Source organism: Streptomyces sp. NPDC047061 (assembly GCF_040643955.1).
Taxonomy (GTDB): domain Bacteria; phylum Actinomycetota; class Actinomycetes; order Streptomycetales; family Streptomycetaceae; genus Streptomyces.
In genome coordinates this window covers 334522-352569 of the sequence record NZ_JBEYVI010000005.1, presented here as the reverse complement: position 1 = coordinate 352569, position 18048 = coordinate 334522, and the positions used below count along the sequence as shown (strand labels likewise).

The 18048-nt window shown below is 70.6% G+C and carries 14 protein-coding genes; 6 read left to right on the top strand and 8 right to left on the bottom strand.

The annotated features are described in order from the left end of the window. Positions 1-11: 11 nt before the first annotated feature. Together dnaJ and ABZ887_RS12075 are read left to right on the top strand one after the other, a co-directional pair. Positions 12-1190 (top strand): molecular chaperone DnaJ, encoded by a 1179-nt coding sequence (dnaJ, locus tag ABZ887_RS12080; RefSeq protein WP_361286598.1) that lies wholly within the window; start codon positions 12-14, stop codon positions 1188-1190. 4 nt (positions 1191-1194) lie between these two features. Further along, positions 1195-1656 (top strand): helix-turn-helix domain-containing protein, encoded by a 462-nt coding sequence (locus tag ABZ887_RS12075; protein WP_361286595.1) that lies wholly within the window; start codon positions 1195-1197, stop codon positions 1654-1656. Between the two features lie 61 nt (positions 1657-1717). Here the strand turns inward: ABZ887_RS12075 and ABZ887_RS12070 are convergent, their stop codons facing one another. Further along, positions 1718-3682 carry a PA14 domain-containing protein gene (locus ABZ887_RS12070; protein WP_361286592.1) on the bottom strand — a complete coding sequence of 655 codons (1965 nt, stop codon included), beginning with the start codon at positions 3680-3682 and terminating at the stop codon, positions 1718-1720. 9 nt (positions 3683-3691) lie between these two features. Beyond that, the gene (locus tag ABZ887_RS12065) at positions 3692-5713 is read right to left on the bottom strand and encodes a PA14 domain-containing protein (RefSeq protein WP_361286589.1); all 2022 of its coding nucleotides are present in this window, start codon (positions 5711-5713) and stop codon (positions 3692-3694) included. Between the two features lie 293 nt (positions 5714-6006). Between ABZ887_RS12065 and ABZ887_RS12060 the strand changes: the two genes are divergently transcribed. After that, positions 6007-7116, top strand: coding sequence for a substrate-binding domain-containing protein (locus ABZ887_RS12060; RefSeq protein ID WP_361286586.1), 1110 nt, complete (start codon positions 6007-6009; stop codon positions 7114-7116). A gap of 184 nt (positions 7117-7300) precedes the next feature. On the opposite strand, the gene ABZ887_RS12055 is transcribed toward ABZ887_RS12060, so the two are convergent. From ABZ887_RS12055 to ABZ887_RS12045, 3 genes are read right to left on the bottom strand one after another with little or no spacing between them, the layout of a single operon-like run. Then, positions 7301-8143: a transglutaminase family protein gene (locus ABZ887_RS12055; RefSeq protein WP_361286583.1), complete on the bottom strand. Its 843-nt coding sequence runs from the start codon at positions 8141-8143 to the stop codon at positions 7301-7303. 1 nt (position 8144) lies between these two features. Then, positions 8145-9077 (bottom strand): alpha-E domain-containing protein, encoded by a 933-nt coding sequence (locus ABZ887_RS12050; RefSeq protein ID WP_361286580.1) that lies wholly within the window; start codon positions 9075-9077, stop codon positions 8145-8147. Next, the gene (locus tag ABZ887_RS12045) at positions 9074-10621 is read right to left on the bottom strand and encodes a circularly permuted type 2 ATP-grasp protein (protein ID WP_361286577.1); all 1548 of its coding nucleotides are present in this window, start codon (positions 10619-10621) and stop codon (positions 9074-9076) included. The genes ABZ887_RS12050 and ABZ887_RS12045 overlap by 4 nt, the downstream gene beginning before the upstream one ends. A gap of 392 nt (positions 10622-11013) precedes the next feature. On the opposite strand from ABZ887_RS12045, the gene ABZ887_RS12040 reads away from it, so the two are divergent. Beyond that, the gene (locus ABZ887_RS12040; RefSeq protein WP_361286574.1) at positions 11014-12066 is read left to right on the top strand and encodes a LuxR C-terminal-related transcriptional regulator; all 1053 of its coding nucleotides are present in this window, start codon (positions 11014-11016) and stop codon (positions 12064-12066) included. Here ABZ887_RS12040 and ABZ887_RS12035 read toward each other — a convergent pair. Together ABZ887_RS12035 and ABZ887_RS12030 are read right to left on the bottom strand one after the other, a co-directional pair. Then, entirely contained in the window at positions 12029-13015 is a 987-nt protein-coding gene (locus tag ABZ887_RS12035) for a helix-turn-helix transcriptional regulator (RefSeq protein WP_361286571.1), read from the bottom strand. The genes ABZ887_RS12040 and ABZ887_RS12035 overlap by 38 nt on opposite strands. Then, a complete protein-coding gene (locus tag ABZ887_RS12030) occupies positions 13012-14016 on the bottom strand; it encodes a helix-turn-helix transcriptional regulator (protein WP_361286568.1) in 1005 nt (334 codons plus the stop codon). Before ABZ887_RS12030 ends, ABZ887_RS12035 begins: the two co-directional genes overlap by 4 nt. A gap of 310 nt (positions 14017-14326) precedes the next feature. Between ABZ887_RS12030 and ABZ887_RS12025 the strand changes: the two genes are divergently transcribed. Continuing rightward, positions 14327-14662: a hypothetical protein gene (locus ABZ887_RS12025; protein WP_089100103.1), complete on the top strand. Its 336-nt coding sequence runs from the start codon at positions 14327-14329 to the stop codon at positions 14660-14662. 215 nt (positions 14663-14877) lie between these two features. Here the strand turns inward: ABZ887_RS12025 and ABZ887_RS12020 are convergent, their stop codons facing one another. Beyond that, a complete protein-coding gene (locus tag ABZ887_RS12020; RefSeq protein WP_361286565.1) occupies positions 14878-15291 on the bottom strand; it encodes a TIGR03618 family F420-dependent PPOX class oxidoreductase in 414 nt (137 codons plus the stop codon). Between the two features lie 113 nt (positions 15292-15404). On the opposite strand from ABZ887_RS12020, the gene clpB reads away from it, so the two are divergent. Beyond that, on the top strand, positions 15405-18017 hold the full coding sequence (gene clpB, locus ABZ887_RS12015; protein ID WP_361286562.1) for an ATP-dependent chaperone ClpB: 2613 nt from the start codon (positions 15405-15407) through the stop codon (positions 18015-18017). The last annotated feature ends 31 nt before the right edge of the window (positions 18018-18048 follow it).

Below are 18048 nucleotides of genomic sequence, written 5' to 3'. Positions count from 1 at the left end.
GGGCGTCGGGGATGAGCACCAAGGACTTCATCGAGAAGGACTACTACAAGGTCCTCGGCGTCCCCAAGGACGCCACCGAGGCCGAGATCAAGAAGGCGTACCGGAAACTCGCCCGCGAGTTCCACCCGGACGCCAACAAGGGCAACGCCAAGGCCGAGGAGCGCTTCAAGGAGATCTCCGAGGCGAACGACGTCCTCGGCGACCCCAAGAAGCGCAAGGAGTACGACGAGGCCCGCGCGCTCTTCGGCAACGGCGGCTTCCGCCCGGGGCCGGGCGCGGGCGGCGGCAACTTCAACTTCGACCTGGGCGACCTCTTCGGGGGCAACGCCCAGGGCGGAGGCGGGGGCGGCGGCTTCGGCGGCGGCTTCGGCGACGTCCTGGGGGGCCTGTTCAACCGGGGCGGCGGCACCGCCGGCCGTACCCAGCCGCGGCGCGGCCAGGACATCGAGTCCGAGGTCACGCTGAGTTTCACGGAGGCCATCGAGGGCGCCACGGTCCCGCTGCGGATGTCCTCGCAGTCTCCCTGCAAGGCCTGTTCGGGCACCGGCGACAAGAACGGCACCCCGCGGGTGTGCCCGACCTGTGTCGGCACCGGCCAGGTGGCGCGAGGATCCGGAGGCGGCTTCTCGCTCACCGACCCCTGCCCGGACTGCAAGGGCCGCGGCCTGATCGCCGAGCACCCCTGCATGGAGTGCAAGGGCAGCGGGCGCGCCAAGTCGTCGCGGACCATGCAGGTCCGCATCCCCGCCGGGGTCACCGACGGCCAGCGCATCCGTCTGCGCGGCAAGGGCGCGCCGGGCGAGCGCGGCGGTCCGGCGGGCGACCTGTACGTGATGGTCCACGTCGACACCCACCCGGTGTTCGGCCGCAAGGACGACAACCTCACGGTGACCGTCCCGGTGACCTTCACCGAGGCGGCGCTCGGCGGCGAGGTCAGGGTGCCCACCCTGGGCGGCCCGCCGGTCACCCTGAAGCTGCCCCCGGGCACGCCCAACGGCCGCACCATGCGCGCCCGCGGCAAGGGCGCGGTCCGCAAGGACGGCACCCGTGGCGACCTGTTGGTCACCGTCGAGGTGAGTGTTCCGAAGGACCTGTCGGGGAATGCTCGTGACGCGCTGGAGGCGTATCGCGAGGCGACCGCGGGCGAGGACCCGCGGGCCGAGCTGTTCGAGGCCGCGAAGGGAGCATGAAGAGATGGACGGCCGTCGACGCGGTGACAATTTCCGCAACCCGTATGAACTGACCGAGGAGACCCCGGTCTACGTCATCTCGGTGGCGGCCCAGCTCTCCGGCCTGCACCCGCAGACGCTGCGCCAGTACGACCGCCTGGGCCTGGTCTCCCCGGACCGCACGGCCGGGCGGGGCCGCCGCTACTCGGCCCGTGACATCGAACTGCTCCGCCAGGTGCAGGCGCTGTCCCAGGACGAGGGCATCAACCTGGCCGGCATCAAGCGCATCATCGAACTGGAGAACCAGGTCATCGCGCTCCAGCAGCGGGTCGCCGAACTCCAGGCGGCGGTCGACGGCGCGGCGGCCGCGATGCAGCAGCGCGAGGCCGCCGTCCACGCCTCCTACCGCCGCGACCTGGTCCCGTACCAGGAGGTGCAGCAGACCAGCGCGCTGGTGGTGTGGCGGCCGAAGAAGGCGAAGGACTAGCCGCGATCGACGCACGAGGGCCCGGAGGTTCAGCCGAACCTCCGGGCCCTTTCCGTGCCGGTCACGGCTCCAGGATCGCCGACTCCGCGCCGGGCGCCGACTCCGTGCCGTCGGCGTACAGCGCGGTCACCCAGTAGTAGTGGGTGGTGCCGCGGGCGGCCGTGGTGTCGTCGTACGAGAGCTCCGTCGTGGTCGCCAGCTTCTCGTACGCCTGCGTGGCCGGGTTCCAGCGGTAGACCAGGTAGCCCGTCGCCGAGCCGACCGCGTTCCACCCCAGGACGACACCCGAGTCGGTCGCGTCCGCCGTCAGGGTGAGCGGGGAGCCCTCCGGGGTCGCCACCGACGGGGTCAGGTCCAGCTCGTCGACGGCGACCGCGGACACCGGCCCCAGCCAGCTGCTGGAGTTGTTCGCGTTGTCGATCGCGTTCACCCAGTAGCAGGCGTGGTCGCCGTCCGGCAGCCGCACGTCCCGGTAGTGGGAGGTGCCCGCCGGCAGATACGCCCACTCCGAGCCGGAGCAGACCTGCTCCTCGCCCTCCTCGCCGAGGACCGTGCCCCGGTAGACCACGTACCGCTTCAGGTCGGGCTCGGTGTTGTCGTCCCAGTCCAGCTCGACGCCGTACTCCGTGGCCGTCGCGGTCAGGCCGGTCACCTGGGCGGGCGGCTTGTCCGACTCCAGGGTGGTGACGGTGACCGTCTCCGAGGGGAGGGACACGGCGGTCACCTGGTCCTCCGTCGTCACCATGTAGTGGTACGTGGTGCCCTCCTCCGCCGAGTAGTCACCGCAGCTGTACCGCCGTGACCAGTCGGGGGATTCGGTGTAGGTCGTGGTGCACGACACCTGCGTGCTCGAGGTGCTGACGGGCAGGGTCGTCGAGCGGTAGACGTGGAAGGCGTGCTCCCGGCCGTCTCCCGGCTTGACCGTCCAGCTCAGCAGCGCGGCACCGATGTCCGCCGTCGCCGTGAGGTCGCGGGGTGCGGCGGGCGGCCGGTGGACGCTCGTGGGGTCGCTGTACGGCGACAGATGGCCGGAGCCGTCCAGCGCGGCCACCTTGAACTTGTAGGTGGCACTCCGGCTGAGCGTGTCGTCGCTGAAGGAGATCCAGTTGACGTCCGTGACCGTGTCGACGCCGCTCGCATCGGTGCGCACCACCCGGTACTTCACCGCGCCCGGCACCGCCCGCCAGGTCACCGTGGCCGTGGTGTCCGTGACCGACGAGCCGAGGCCGGTCGGCGCGGCCAGCGTGATGCTGGTGACCAGCTGGTCGGCGGTACCGGCGGATTCGTTGCCCGCCTTGTCGTAGGCGCGCACCTCGTAGTAGTAGACGGCACCGGTCGCGGGCGGTGCGTCGGTGTACGAGGTCGCGGTGGTGGTGGTCAGCCGGGTCCAGCTGGTGCCGCCCCGCAGCCGCCGGTAGACCCGGTAGCCCGCGAGGTCCATCTCCTGGTTCTTCGTCCAGCTCAGCTTCGTCGTGTTGGATCCGCCGTCGTAGGACACCAGCGGGTCCATCGGCGTGAGCGGCTTGACCTTGTCGACGGTGGCCGAAGTCCTCGGCGTGTAGGTGAACTTGACCTTGGCGGCGCCGGTCCAGTTGACGTAGTCGACGCGGAGGGTGTGCCTGCCCTTGGGGACGGTGAGGTTGACGGTCTTGCTCACCGTCTTCGTGGTGTTCTTCCACAGGTCGATCTTGCGGGCGCCGTCGACGTAGACCCGGATCCCGTCGAGGCCGGAGGCGGCGAGGGCAAAGGGGCCGCCGGAGCCGAAGTCCCGGGTCACCGTCCACCGCACCCCGAAGTTGTCCTTGGGCAGTCCGGAGGCGGGCGCCCCGCTCCAGCTCTCGCTGATCGCACTGTCGCAGTCGGTCTTCTTCGCCGTGCCCTTGAACGTGGTGTTCGCGAACATCTGGCGCTTGAGGACGGGGGAGGCGCAGCTCGTGGCCGCCGAGGCGGTGGAGGCGGCGACGGCGGTGAGGAGGCCGGCCGTGGTGGCCAGCACCACGGCCGTCGCCTGCAGGGTGTTCTTCATTTCGGGGGGTCAGACTCCGCTCGGCAGGGACACGCTGGCGTCCACGTTGCTGAAGGTCTCCGAGCCGTCGGGAGCGACGACCGAGAGCAGGTAGTACACGGTCGTGCCGTGCGGCACGGTGGTGTCGGTGTAGTGGGTGGCGGTGGGGGCCAGCGGAACGTCCGTCACCCGGACGTAGGTGCCCGTCGCCCGGTCCCAGCGGTACACGTTGATGCCGGCGGCCTCCGTGGCCACCGAGTCGGCGCAGTCGATGTACATGCCGCCCTCGTCGCCGAGGGTCGTGTAGGTGTTCAGGGAGCAGGGGGCGGTGTCCTCGGGGACGGTCGTGGGCCTGAGGTCGAGCTCGGTGGCCGTGACCCGGGAGACGGGACCGTCCCAGTCGGCACCCGTGAAATCGGGGTAGTTGCCGTAGACGTCCTCCGGGATGACGACGTACGTGTGCGACCCGCCGTCGGCCGCCTCCGGGCCGGCCACGAACTCGGAGGTGCCGGCGGGCACCGTGCCCAGGTAGTCGGGCGTGCAGCAGGAGAAGTACTCCCAGACCTCGTACTCCTTCAGGTCCGCCGCCGTGCTGTCGTCCCAGTCCAGCCTGAAGCCGTACTCCAGAGGCTCCGCGGTCAGGTTGGTCACCGGCGGCGGCGCGACCTCGTCCCCGGGGCGGGTGACGGTCATCTCGGCGGAGCCGGTGGACCAGCGGCCCGCGGTGTTCCGCCGGGTCATCACGTAGTGGTACGTGGTGCCCTGGTCGCCGTCGTAGTCGACGCAGGAGCGGACCGTGTTGCCGGCCGCGTCCGTGCTCTTCTTGCGGCTCCGGCAGTCGGTGAGGTTGTCGTAGGAGAGCTCCACCGGGGTGGTCGTCGAGCGGTAGACGTCGTAGTCGGCGGTGTCGCCGCCCGCCGCCTCGGTCCAGGTGAACACCGCGCCGTAGCTCGGCACGGTCGCCGTCACGTCCTGCGGCGGGAGGATGGTGCGGGTGCTGCGCACGACGTCGGAGGAGCGGGCGTTCTTCGCCGCGTCGAGGGCGCTGACCTTGTAGTCGTAGGCGTCGCCGTAGGCCGCCGAGGTGTCCGTGTAGCCGGTGGCCGTGGTGTCGGCGAGCTTGGTGTACGCGGTGTCCGAGGCCTCCTTGCGGAAGACCCGGTAGCTCACCGCGTCCGCGGGGGCCGTCCAGGAGAGGTTGTTGGAGGCCTCCACGGCGGTGGCGGTGAGGACCGGGGCGGCGGGGGCCGTCATGTCCTGCGACACGACGAGCTGGTCTTCGGAGCCCGCCGACCGGTTGCCCGCCTTGTCATAGGCGCGTACCTCGTAGTAGTACGACTGCCCGGTCGGCGGCGTCTCGTCCCAGGCCCGGCGGGCGCCGGCGGTGGCCGAGGCCACCTCGGTCCAGCTGCCGGAGCCCTCCAGCCGCCGGTAGAGCCGGTAACCGGCGAGGTCCATCTCCTTGTTGGCCGCCCAGGTGACGAGGGTGTTCGTCCCCTCCCCGTCGGGCTGGTAGACGGCGGAGACCCCGGCCGGCGTGAGCGGCCTGACCTTGTCGACGGCGGCCGACGTGCGGGGCGTGTAGCTGAACTTGACCTTGCCGGCGCCGGTCCAGTTGACGTAGTCGACGCGGAGGGTGTGCCTGCCGGACGGGACGGTCACGTTGACGGTCTTGCTCACGGTCCTGGTGGTGTTCTTCCACAGGTCGACCTTGCGGGCGCCGTCGACGTAGACCCGGATCCCGTCGAGGCCGGAGGCGGCGAGGGCGAAGGGGCCGCCGGAGCCGAAGTCCCGGGTCACCGTCCACCGCACCCCGAAGTTGTCCTTCGGGAGGCCGGACGCAGGGGCGCCGCTCCAGCTCTCGTCGATCACGGCGTCGCACGCCGTCTTCTTCGGCGTGCCCTTGAACGTGGTGTTCGTGAACAACTGCCGCTTGTAGACGGGGGACGCACAGGTCGTGGCGGCCGAGGCGGTCACGACGGTGCCGCCGAGCAGGGTGCCGGCCGTGGCGAGCACCACGGCGACGGCCGCGGTGCCTCTGGCTGAGTTCATTCGATCCTCTGGTCGTGTGGCCGCGCCGGGGGCGGCTGTCGACGATCACGACTCGCGAGGAAACGACTTGGTTGTACTGATCTTTGCCTCCGCATGAACTCCCTTTGGATGGAGGGTCCGTAAAGAGTGTTTGGAGGGGGTTCCGCTCCGCCTTCACAGAGGCAGCGGAGCGTGGTGTTGCGCACTCGTTAAGTAGTTCCGCTTGACGCCGGGTGTGGCGTACGCGTTGGCTTTTCAGACATCTGGGTCGCAAAGCAGCCCACGTCCGGAACGCACCTGAAGTGAGCCCCCGTATGCGTCGTATAGCCATGTTTGTGGCCGCGTCCACGATGACCCTTTCGCTTGCCGGCTGCGGCGTGCTCAACGCGACAGGATCGTCGACGTCCGCGACCCCGACGAAGGGCAACGACATCACGGTGGGTGTGCTGATGCCGGACAAGATCAACACCCGGTACACCAACTTCGACTACCCGATCATGAAGTCGAAGATCGCCGAGCTCACCAACAAGCAGGGCAAGGTCGACTACCAGAACGCCGCGTCGTCCGCCGACACGCAGACGAAGCAGATGCAGACGATGATCGACGAGAAGGTCGACGTGATCATCCTGGACTCGGTCGACGCGCACGCCATCGCCGGCACGGTGAAGAAGGCCAAGGCCGCGGGCATCCCGGTCATCGCCTACGACCGCCTCGCCGAGGGCCCCATCGACGCCTACGTCTCCTTCGACAACGAGCTGGTGGGCGAGGTCCAGGCCCGTACCCTCCTGGAGGGCCTCGGCAGCAACGTCGACACCTCCGACAAGGTCATCATGATCAACGGATCGCCGACCGACCCCAACGCCAAGCAGTTCAAGACGGGCGCCATGTCCGAGCTGAACGGCAAGGTGACGACCGCGGGCCTCTCCTACGACACCAAGGACTGGAACCCGGACATCGCCGAGCAGGAGGTCACCAAGGCGATCGGCTCGATCGGCAAGGACAACATCGCCGCCGTCTACTCCGCGAACGACGCCATGGCGGGCGGCGTGGTCAAGGCCCTCAAGGCGGCCGGCGTCACCACCATGCCGCCGATCACCGGCCAGGACGCGGACCTCGACGCCATCCAGCGGATCCTCGCCGGCGAGCAGTACATGACGGTCTACAAGCCGTACCCGGACGAGGCCGAGGCCGCCGCCCAGATGGCCGTCTACAAGGTGCAGGGCAAGGACATCCAGTTCGACGCGCTCACCCAGGACACCGTCGACAGCCCGACCAACAAGAACATCCCGTCCCAGCTGGTGCAGGTCAACGCCGTGACCAAGAGCAAGATCAAGGAAACGGTCGTCGCGGACGGCATCTACAAGATCTCGCAGATCTGCACGGCCGCGTACAAGACCGCTTGCGCGGAGGCGGGCCTCAAGTAAGCCTTGCCGACGGCCCCGTTCCCTGCGAGGGGAACGGGGCCGTTGTGTGGGCCGGGCGGGGTGTCGCTTGCCGACGCTGGCCGGGTGAGCGCAGCTGGGTAGCTGGAAGGGCGCGGCTGGGCAGCGTCCCTTCAGGGGCGCGGGGAGCTGCGCGACCAGCCCCCGCGCACCCGCACCCGACCGGCTACGCGACCCTCGTGAACTCCACACTCACCTCCGGAGCCCCACCGGGAACCCCCCGGTAGATCCCCTTGTGCGGCGTGACGTCGTCGTAGTCCCGGCCCCTGCCCACCACCACGTGGTCCTCCCCGGCCCGCACCCGGTTCGTCGGGTCGTAGCCGCACCAGTCGCCGGCCCAGTACTCGATCCACGCGTGGCTCTGCCCGGCCACCGGCCGGTTCAGCTCGGCCTCCCGCTCCGGGTGCAGGTACCCGGAGACGTACCGGGCCGGCAGCCCCAGCCCCCGCAGCAGGGCGATGGTGAGGTGGGTGATGTCCTGGCAGACGCCGGCCCGCTGGGCCCACGCCTCCGCGGGCGAGGTGTTCACGCCGGTCGCGCCCGGCAGGTAGGCCACCCGGTCGGCGACCATCCCGGACACGGCCACCGCGGCCTCGTGCGGCCCCAGCCCCTCCGCGGCGGCCCGCGCCTTCTTCACCAGCTTCTTCGGCACCGACGTACGCCCCGTCGGGTTCACGAACTCCAGCAGCCGTGACCCGGCGGCCCGTTCGGCCAGCTCCGCCCACCCCGGCGCGGCCGGCAGCGGCCCCGGCGCCGAGGTCTCCACGAGACTCGACGCGGTGATCGTCAGATCCTCGTGCGGGTCGATCAGATCGAACCCGGTGACCTGGGTGCCCCAGTAGTCCCAGTACGACCAGACGGCGGTAGCCGGCTGCACGGTGACCCGCGCGTCCAGCGTGGTCTGCCCCGGCAGGGTCAGCGGGGTCATCCGCACCTCGTTGTGCGAGGAGCTCGCGGGCTGCGCGTAGGGGACCCGGGTGGTGTGCCGGATGCGGAGGCGACGAGCCATCTCAGGCTCCTTCCTGGGCCCACTCGACGGGCCCCTGGTACGGGAAGAACCGCTCGGCCACCGCGTCGGCGGATGCCATGCAGGCCTGCTGGAGGTCGCGCAGCAGGCCGGGCAGCTGCTTCTCCAGGGAGGCGGTGTCGAGGTATTCGAGGCGGGTGCGGGCCCGGCCGACGGGGGAGCGGGCGGGGTCCTTGCGGGGCCGGCCGAGCGCCGCCAGGCACTCCTCGGCCGTGGTCAGCGCATGCAGCGCCGAACGCGGGAAGTCCCGGTCCAGGAGCAGGTATTCGGCCACTCTCGGGGTGTCGCCGAACCCGCTGTGCACCCGGGCGTACGCCTCGTCGGCGCCGCTCGCGCTGAGCAGCGTCGGCCAGTCCGGCGCGTGCGCCGCGTCCAGCACGCGCACCGAGAGCAGCCGTACGGTCATGTCCACCCGCTCCAGGCTCCGCCCGAGGACGACGAACCGCCAGCTGTCGTCCCGGCTCATGGTGGAGTCGGCGAGGCCGAAGAAGAGCGCGGCCCGGCTGCGGACCAGCTCCAGGTAGGCGTAGGGGCCGGTGCGGCGGGCCGCGCGGCGCCGGTCGCCGAGCGCGTGCCAGGTGGAGTTGAGGCACTCCCACATCTCGGAGGAGACCGCCTCGCGGGCGCTGCGCGCGTTCAGCCGGGCGGCGCCCAGGGCGCCCTCGATGGAGCACGTGGAGCGGGCGTCGAAGGCGAGCTGGTCCAGGACCTGCTGCATGTCGACCCGTTCCGCACCGGCGTCGACGCCGAGGATCGCATACAGCGAGCGGCAGGCGGCGTCCTCGTCGCGCCAGGGGTCCTCCAGCATCCGGTGCAGGTAGGCGTCGAGGATCCGGCCGGTCGCGTCGGCCCGTTCGACGTACCGCCCGGTCCAGGTCAGCGACTCGGCGATACGGGAGAGGATCACGTCGTTCACTGCTGCTGTGCTCCTTCCGGTACGACGGCACGGGTGCCGTCCGGGCCGAGGCGGCGCGGGGCGACGGCGGGGATCGGGCCCGCGTCGACCGGCTCGGGGCGTTCGGCGGGGCCCTCGGCGAGCACCCAGGTGTCCTTGGAGCCGCCGCCCTGGCTGGAGTTGACGATCAGGTTGCCCTCCTGCAGGGCGACCCGGGTGAGGCCGCCGGGCAGCACCCAGATGTCGTCGCCGTCGTTCACGGCGAACGGCCGCAGGTCAATGTGGCGCGGGGCCATCCGTTCACCCGCGAGGGTGGGGGAGGTGGAGAGGGCGACCGGGCGCTGCGCGATGAAGCCGCGCGGGTCGGCGGCGACGGCTTTGCGAGTGCGTTCCAGGGTGTCCCGGTCGGCCTTGGGGCCGATCACGATGCCCTGGCCGCCGGCCCCGTCGACGGGCTTCACGACCAGTTGGTCGATCTGGTCGAGGACGGCCTCCAACTGGCCCGGTTCATCGGGTCGGTAGGACTCGACATTGGGGAGAACCGGTTCTTCCCCGAGGTAGTAGCGGATCAGGTCCGGGACGTAGGTGTAGAGGAGTTTGTCGTCGGCGATGCCGTTGCCGACGGCGTTCGCGAGTGTGACGTTCCCCGCGATGGCGGCGCTCAGGATGCCGGGGCAGCCGATCACCGAGTCGGGGCGGAAGTGCAGCGGATCGAGGAAGTCGTCGTCGAGGCGCCGGTACACGACGTGCACGGGCACCTCGCCGCGGGTCGTCCGCATCCAGACCCGGTTGCTGCGGCACACCAGGTCGTGCCCCTCGACCAGCTGCACGCCCATCAGCCGGGCGAGCAGGGCGTGTTCGAAGTAGGCCGCGTTGCTGGGCCCGGGGGTGAGGACCACCACCCGGGGATCGCTCGCCGCCCCGCCGGGCGCCGCCGCGCGGAGGGCGGCGAGCAGCCGCTGGGGGTACCCGTCGACGGGCAGGACGTGCTGCTCGGCGAAGAGCGAGGGGAAGATCCGGGTCATCGCCCTGCGGTTCTCGATGACGTACGACACCCCGCTCGGCACCCGCACGTTGTCCTCCAGCACCCGGAAGGCGCCGGCCTCGTCCCGGACCAGGTCGATTCCGGCCACGTGGATGCGTACCCCGCCGGGCGGCTCCACCGCGTGCGCGGCCCGGTGGAAGTGCGGCGAGCCAAGGAGCAGCCGCCAGGGGACCACCTCGTCCTCGAAGGCCCTCGCGTGTCCGTAGGCGTCGGCCAGATAGGCCTCCAGGGCCCGGACCCGCTGGGCCACGCCTCTTCGTATGAGATCCCATTCCAGGGCGTCGAGGATCCTCGGCACCAGGTCCAGCGGCCAGGGCCGTTCCTCGCCCGCGAAGGCGTAGGTCACCCCCCGGTCGGTGAAGGCCCGGGCCATCTGGTCGGCCCGGAACCTCAGTTCACTCGGTTCGATCGGCTGGAGCGCCGCCAGTACCGGCTCATAGGCGGTCCTGACCTCACCCGGCCGTACAAACATCTCGTCCCACGCGTCGGCCAACGCGTATGCGTCAAATATGTCCGCCATGAAGGGACGTTAAAGCGGGCACGTAACGCGGCGATCACTGGCGGATTTCGGGGATCCGCCGGTCCGCCGCGTCACGCGCCCGCGAGCGGCCCTCCCTGCAACGCACCTCCCCGTTGGCGCGTTGCACGGGACCCCGGCCCGATCGGGGGAGGATGGACCGGGGCCCCGCCGGGTGTACGGCGACACCCGTGGGAAGCGGCTCCCACCCTGCCCCGCACGTCCCCCTGCCACCACCGTCATCTTGTTGCAACGCGGCGTGCGGAGGCGGTGCGATATCCGGCCGTATCCGGGTATTACGACGCCCGGGCCCCGGGAAGCCGTGTTGCGGACCCGGTCCGGACCGCTCATAGTTGCGCTGCGGAAGAGGCAGCAAACCGGGGGTGGAATGGGCGATGGCCGGGCACGGGACGGAGGAGCATCCACACGGTGCCGACCGGCTGTGCACCGCCGGGGACCGCGTGTACTCCCGGGCCGTGCGCCGGGGCCGGGTGCCGCGCACGGACGCCGACGCGGTGCCCTGTCTGCTCGAACTGGCGCTGCTGCACCCCGACCCCGATGACATGGACTGGCTGGTCCCGACCGCCCCGCAGGAGGTCATGACCCGGCTGCTGCGCGGGGTGTACGACGAGGTGACGGACAGCCAGCGGCGGATGGGCTCGGCGGTCGCGGCGTTCGAGTGGTACGCCGGTCTGGGACGGCACCTGCAGGCCGTGTCGGCGTCCGCGGAGGGCACGGCGGCCATCCGGGTGCTCGACGGGCTGTCCCGGATCCAGGCGGCCATGGACGAGGCGACGGAGGCCTGCACCCAGGAGGTGCTGACCGTGCAGCCGGGCGGCATCCGGCGCGAGTCGGAGCTGACCGAGGGGCTGCACCGGGCCGTCGCCCTGCGCGGCCGGGGCGTGCGGATGCGCGACCTCTACACGCATGTCGCCCGGCACGGCCAGGGCCTGCTCAACTACCTGGAGCTGATGGGCGACGCGGTCGAGGCCCGCTCGCTCGACGAGGTCATCGACCGCCTCATCCTCTTCGACCGCACGGTGGCGTTCATCCCCGCGAACGCGGACCGCACGATGGCCCTGGAGCTGCGCCACCCCGCCCTCGTCGAGTACCTCCTCACGGTCTTCGAACGACTCTGGCGGCTGGCGATCCCGCTCACCGCCCCGCTTCCCGACACCGGCATCGAGGGCATCTCGCACCGGGAGCAGTCCATCGCGGCGCTCCTCGCCGAGGGCCACCAGGACGCGGTGATCGCGGAACGCCTCGGCATCAGCGTCCGCACCTGCCGGGCCCACATCGCCCGCCTCTCGGAGACCCTGGGTGCGGCCAGCCGCACCCAACTGGGCGTGCGGATAGCGCAGGTGGGCCTGGACCGGCCGCCGGGGGGCACGAGCACGGCACCGGCCGCGGTCAGCCTTCCTGACCAAGGATCCCGGAGCGTCCGATGAGGTAGCCGAGCTGGGCGCGGCTCTCGCTGCCGAGGGTGGTGGCGAGTCTGGCGATGTGGACGCGGGCGGTGCGGATGTTCATGCCGAGGCGCTCCGCGATGACGGCGTCCGTGTGGCCCTCGACCAGGAGGGCGGCGATGGCCTGCTGGCGGGGGGTGACGCCGTTGACGGTGGGGCGGTGTTCGGGCTTGGGGAACATCGGGGTGGCCAGGTGCCAGAGGCGGTCGAAGGCGGTGGCGATGTAGGAGGTCAGCGCCGGATGACGGACTTCCAGAGCCAGGGCGCCCTCGGAGCCGGCGGGCACGAAGGCGACCTCCCGGTCGATCACGATGAGCCGGTCGGGCACCTCGTCGAGACCGCGGCCGACGTTGTCGCCCTGCAGGGTCTCGGCGTACGTGAAAATCACCGGCACATGACGCAGGGTCTGCTGGTAGATCGTGCGGATACGGCCGCCGCGGTCGAGGAACGCCTGGTCGCGTTCCAGTCCGACGGGGGCGGCCCGGGCGCCGCGTTCGCTCACCCATCCGGCGTGTGGCTGGATGCAGAGCAGTTCGTGCCGGCCCTCGGCCACGGCCTCGGTGATCGCCTGGTTGATCCGCTGGGTGCCGCTGAGCATCCGCAGTGCCGGGGACTCCGCCGCCGGGACACGGTTCCCGGTGTGCATCAGCGGTTCGAAGAACTCCGTCAGCCGTTCTTCGATCCGCCACTCCTCGGCGATGCGGGCGCGCGTGCCGCGAAGGAGCCGGTTCAGGGCGGTGCCCGGGGTGGACGGTTCCAGTCGGCTCGGATCGTCGACGACCGGGTGGAGCAGGCCGAGGTCGACGAGACAGGGGGCCGCCGTGGCGTCCCCGGCGGAGACCCGCCCCTCGCTCAGGGCGCGCTCGTACAGTGCCACCCCGGCGTTGCACAGGTCATCGGCGCCGTGCCCGGCGTGCGGGGCGGCGGTCAACGGGCGCCGCCCTCCTCCGGGAGCGTCTGGTCCAGGATCCCGGACTGGGCGATCAGGTAGCCGAGCTGTGCGCGGCTGCCGCTGCCGAGCACCTGGGCGAGCTTGGCGATGTGGGCGCGGCAGGTGCGGACGTTCATGCCCAGCCGGCGCGCGATGGCCTCGTCGACATGGCCCTCGACGAGCAGCTTCGCGATCGAGTGCTGGATGTCGGTGATGCCGTCGGGAGCGGTCTCGTAGGGGGCGCCGGCGTTCAGGGGGACCGCGCGGCTCCAGATGAACTCGAAGACCTTGAGCAGGTAGCCGACGAGTGCGGGGTGGCGCAGCTCCAGGGCCACCTTCTGGTCGTCGCGGGCGGGAATGAAGGCGACGGTCTCGTCACAGATGATCAGGCGTTCCACGAGTTCGTCGATGGTGCGGTACTCCACCTTGCCGTTGGCGAGCTGCCCTACGTAGGCCAACTGCGTCAGGTTGTAGCGCACCGTGTGCTGGTACAGCGTTCTGATGCGCACGCCGCGGTCCACGAGAGCCTTGTCACGGTCCAGCCCCTGCAAGATGGTGCGCTCCGTGAAGTGGTTGCTCGGCTGGACCGTGACCACCTCGCTCCGGCACTGTGATGTGGCCATGTCGAGCGCCTCGTTGATCCGGTCGCTGCCTTCCAGTACGGAGATCGAGTCCGTCGCGGCTCCCGTCTTGCCGCTCAGCGCCATGAAGGGTTCGAAGAGGTCGGTCAGCTCGATCGACCAGCGTCTGCGCTCGGCGATCTCGCGTTCTATGGGATTCAGCCGCTGGGCCAGGACCAGAGCCGGTGGTACGGGTCGCAGCCAGCCCGGGTCGTCCGGGTCCGGCTGCAGAAGGGCGAATTCCATGAGGCAGGGGGCCGATTCGACCTCCGAGCGGGCGATGCGCCCGGCCCGCAGAGCGCTTGCATAAAGTCGGCCGCCCTCGTCACACATTTCGGTCACCGCATGAGGATGTGACACCTTCGCCCGATTCGTCACCAAATCTCCACCCCCCAGGGTCCTGAACGTGCAGGAACATGATGCACCGTTCGTGTGGCCATGACGTGCCTGTATGAGCCATCGTCGTATCCGACGGGGGAATGAGGGGATCAGCGAGTGAGAGCGAAGCGGCCCATGAGTAAGCGAGTGCTTCGCCCGGCGCTTGTCGCCATCACGTCCGTCGTCGTGGCCCTTGGGGTTCTGAGTGGCCTCTCAGGCGTGAAGAGCGATGTCCGGGCGGATACGAAGTGGCCGGCGGTGGCCGTGTCCACCGTGGCAGTGGAAACGGCAGAAGACGGTTCCGGGAGCTGAGATGACCACCCCACCAGACGATCGGTCCTTCCGGCGCGAGATGGCCACGGCCTACCGCTCCGGCTGGCACTTCATCGACCTGGTCACCGCCATCCCCCACAGCGGTGACTCGTTGATGGTGACCGTCTTCGGTGAGCCGGTGGTCGTCACGCGGGACGAGGACGAGGACGTACGGGCGTACCGGTGCCTGCGCAAGCCCCGGGGTGCGCCGCAGCCCGTGCGGTGTGCGATCCGGTACGGAATGATCTTTGTGAACCTGGACCAACGGGACCACCGGCTGGCTGAGCCGGACGTCCCGGACGTGCGGACCATCTCGGCCACCCCCCGCAGTGCCTGACGCGATTCCCCCGTCGTAAAAGATCGCTCAGGTGCTTCCCCCCGCAGCGGCGTCACCGTGACCTGAACACGGTGACGCCGCTGCAGTTTCGGGGGGACATTTCATGGTATCGACTGGTTTCGGCCATACCCCATGGTGGCCGAAACCAGCCGCCAGAACGGGTCGACCGCCCCGGCCCCGCACCCGCCCTCACCCGCGCCCCGCACGCCCGTTCGTCACCCCCGCCCCAGTGCCCGCTCCACCGTGATCTCGATCACCACCCGGGACGGGTTCTCCCCGGGTGTCCTCCCGTACCGCTCGGCGTACCGCCGCTCCGCCTCCGCGACCCTCCCCGGCTCGGTCCGGACGTGCGCCCGCCCCTCCAGCGTCGCCCACCGTCGCCCCGCCACCTGACACACCGCCACCCGTGCCCCGTCCGGGCCCGCGGCCAGCACGTGGGACACCTTCGCGCTCGCCTTGTTCGTGATCACCCGGGCCAGTCCCGCCTCCGGGTCGTAGGTCACCCCCACGGGGACGACGTGCGGGCTGCCGTCGGGGCGCGGGGTCGTGAGGGTGCACAGGTGGTGCTCCCGCCAGAAACGCAGATACGCCTCGCCCGGCGCGGCGGGATTCACGCGGTATGTACTCATGGCCCGGAAGGTAGTCCCCGGAAGGGCTCCCGCTCACACCTTGAGTGGAATAGACTCAACTTTGTGTACGTTGGCTGAGTCAGCCGTACGACGCCGAGGAGGAGAACGCGAACGTGGACGCCGAGCTGACCAACAGGAGCCGGGACGCGATCAACGCGGCCAGCAGCCGGGCCGTGACCGAGGGGCACGCGGATCTGACCCCCGCCCACCTGCTGCTGGCTCTGCTGGCCGGGCAGGACAACGAGAACATCACCGACCTGCTCGCGGCGGCCGACGCCGACCAGGCCGCCGTACGCCAGGGCGCCGAGCGCGTGCTGGCCGCACTGCCCAGCGTGACCGGTTCCACGGTCGCGCCCCCACAGCCCAACCGCGAGCTGCTCGCGGTCCTCGCCGACGCCGACGAACGCGCCAAGGAACTCGGCGACGACTACCTCTCCACCGAGCACCTGCTGATCGGCATCGCCGCCAAGGGCGGCGCGGCCGGCGAGGTCCTCGACCGGCAGGGGGCCACCGCGAAGAAGCTGGTGGAGGCCTTCCGGAAGGCGCGCGGCGGGCGCCGGGTGACCACCGCCGACCCGGAGGGCCAGTACAAGGCGCTGGAGAAGTTCGGCACCGACTTCACGGCGGCCGCCCGGGACGGCAAGCTCGACCCGGTCATCGGACGCGACCAGGAGATCCGCCGGGTCGTGCAGGTGCTCTCCCGCCGTACGAAGAACAACCCCGTCCTCATCGGCGAGCCCGGCGTCGGCAAGACCGCCGTGGTCGAGGGACTGGCCCAGCGGATCGTGAAGGGCGACGTCCCCGAGTCGCTGAAGGACAAGCGGCTGGTCTCGCTGGACCTGGGCGCCATGGTCGCCGGGGCCAAGTACCGCGGCGAGTTCGAGGAGCGGCTGAAGACCGTCCTCGCCGAGATCAAGGACTCCGACGGGCAGATCATCACCTTCATCGACGAGCTGCACACGGTCGTCGGGGCGGGCGCGGGCGGCGACTCCGCCATGGACGCCGGCAACATGCTGAAGCCGATGCTGGCCCGCGGCGAGCTGCGCATGGTCGGCGCGACCACCCTGGACGAGTACCGGGAGCGGATCGAGAAGGACCCGGCGCTGGAGCGCCGCTTCCAGCAGGTGCTGGTGGCGGAGCCGACCGTCGAGGACACCATCGCCATCCTCCGCGGCCTGAAGGGCCGTTACGAGGCCCACCACAAGGTCCAGATCGCCGACAGCGCGCTGGTGGCCGCCGCGACCCTCTCCGACCGCTACATCACCTCCCGCTTCCTCCCCGACAAGGCCATCGACCTCGTCGACGAGGCCGCCTCCCGGCTCCGCATGGAGATCGACTCGTCCCCCGTCGAGATCGACGAACTCCAGCGCTCCGTCGACCGGTTGAAGATGGAGGAGCTGGCGCTGGAGAAGGAGACCGACCCGGCCTCCCGGGAGCGCCTGGAGAAGCTGCGCCGCGACCTCGCCGACAAGGAGGAGGACCTGCGCGGCCTCAACGCCCGCTGGGAGCGCGAGAAGCAGTCCCTGAACCGGGTCGGCGAGCTGAAGGAGAAGCTCGACGCCCTGCGCGGCACCGCCGAACGCGCCCAGCGTGACGGCGACTTCGACACCGCCTCCAAGCTGCTGTACGGCGAGATCCCGCAGCTGGAGAAGGAGTTGGAGGCCGCGTCCGAGGCCGAGGAGGAGACGGCCAGGGACACCATGGTCAAGGACGAGGTCGGCTCCGACGACATCGCCGACGTGGTGGCCGCCTGGACCGGGATCCCGGCCGGGCGCCTGCTGGAGGGCGAGACCCAGAAACTGCTCCGCATGGAGGACGAGCTGGGCCGCCGCCTGATCGGCCAGACCGAGGCCGTACGGGCCGTCTCCGACGCCGTCCGCCGCTCCCGCGCGGGCATCGCGGACCCGGACCGCCCCACCGGCTCCTTCCTCTTCCTCGGCCCGACCGGCGTCGGCAAGACCGAACTCGCCAAGGCGCTCGCCGACTTCCTCTTCGACGACGAGCGGGCGATGGTCCGCATCGACATGTCGGAGTACAGCGAGAAGCACAGCGTGGCCCGGCTGGTCGGCGCCCCGCCCGGCTACGTCGGCTACGAGGAGGGCGGCCAGCTGACCGAGGCGGTCCGCCGCCGCCCGTACACCGTGGTCCTCCTCGACGAGGTGGAGAAGGCCCACCCCGAGGTCTTCGACATCCTGCTCCAGGTGCTGGACGACGGCCGCCTCACCGACGGCCAGGGCCGCACGGTCGACTTCCGCAACACCATCCTGGTGCTGACGTCGAACCTGGGCAGCCAGTACCTGGTGGACCCGGTCCTCGGCGAGGAGGAGAAGAAGCGGCAGGTCCTGGAGACGGTCCGGCAGTCCTTCAAGCCGGAGTTCCTGAACCGGCTGGACGACCTGGTGGTCTTCTCCGCCCTGGCCAAGGACGAACTGGCCCGGATTGCCCGGCTCCAGATCGACCGGCTCGCCAAGCGCCTCGCCGACCGCAGGCTCGCCCTGGAGATCACTCCGGAGGCGCTGGCCTGGCTGGCCGAGGAGGGCAACGACCCGGCGTACGGCGCCCGTCCGCTGCGCCGCCTGGTCCAGACCGCCATCGGCGACCGGCTGGCCAGGGAGATCCTGTCCGGCGAGGTCAAGGACGGCGACACGATCCGGGTGGACACCTTCGGCGACGGCCTGATCGTGGGCCCGACGACGACCGAGGAGAAGCCGGCGAAGACGCTCTGACGTCCTCCCTTACACCTCCCCGCGCCCCGAA